Origin of the sequence: Vannielia litorea (assembly GCF_018424695.1) — a bacterium.
Taxonomy (GTDB): domain Bacteria; phylum Pseudomonadota; class Alphaproteobacteria; order Rhodobacterales; family Rhodobacteraceae; genus Vannielia; species Vannielia litorea_A.
The window spans coordinates 1-861 of the sequence record NZ_QTNQ01000200.1; the positions used below are offsets into that span (position 1 = coordinate 1).

Consider the following 861-nt stretch of genomic DNA (forward strand, 5'->3'; position numbering starts at 1 on the left):
CTCATGAGCTTGAACCACCCCGTTCCGCCACGCACGGCCTGCGGTTGTTTCCGGGGTGGTTCAAGCTCATGAGTCACCAAAGCAGGAAACCTGCGTCGAAGCCTTCCATCACCTGACCCCGGGATGGCCGACGTGCTGTCTCGCATCAACAGGAATAGCCGTATCCCCGTTCCGGGGCCCCTCGGCGATTCCTGTTGACCCGACCCAGCCCGCCGTCCCTTGGGGTGTCAGGCGACGGAGGGCTCCGAAGCAGGACCAGCGATCGGTGGTCAGCCCTGTGTGGGCGCGGCTTCGAGGGCCGAGATGATGGCGGAGAAGTCGGTGGCCTTCAGGCTGGCGCCGCCCACCAGCGCGCCGTCGACGTTGCTGACGGCGAAGATTTCGGCGGCGTTGCCGGGTTTGACCGAGCCGCCGTAGAGGATGCGGGTGGAGCGGCCCACGCCGGCGCCGAAGCGGCGCTCGAGCCGCATGCGGATGAAATCGTGCACCTCGCCGATCTGGTCGAGGGTGGGGGTGCGCCCGGTGCCGATGGCCCAGATCGGCTCGTAGGCGACGACGAGGCTTTGGCCTGTCACCCCGTCGGGGATGGAACCGGAGAGCTGGCCGCCGATGATGTCGAGCGTGTTGGAGGCGTCGCGCTCCGCTTCGCTTTCGCCCACGCAGATGACGCAGGTGATGCCCTCCGCGAGAGCTGTATTGGCCTTGGCGCGGATGTGCTCGTTGTGCTCGTCATGGTCCTGGCGGCGCTCGGAGTGGCCGAGGATGACGTGGGTGACACCGGCGTCGGCGAGCATGGCGGCGGAGATGTCGCCGGTGTGGGCGCCGGAAGCGGCGGCGTGGCAGTACTGCCCGCCGACGGAC

Annotated in this window: 1 protein-coding gene; it reads right to left on the reverse strand. The window is 68.2% G+C overall.

Going from position 1 to position 861, the window contains the following annotated elements:
• Positions 1 to 269: 269 nt before the first annotated feature.
• On the reverse strand, positions 270 to 861 hold a 592-nt coding region (gene tpiA / locus DYI42_RS23940), incomplete at its 5' end, for a triose-phosphate isomerase (RefSeq protein ID WP_213549635.1).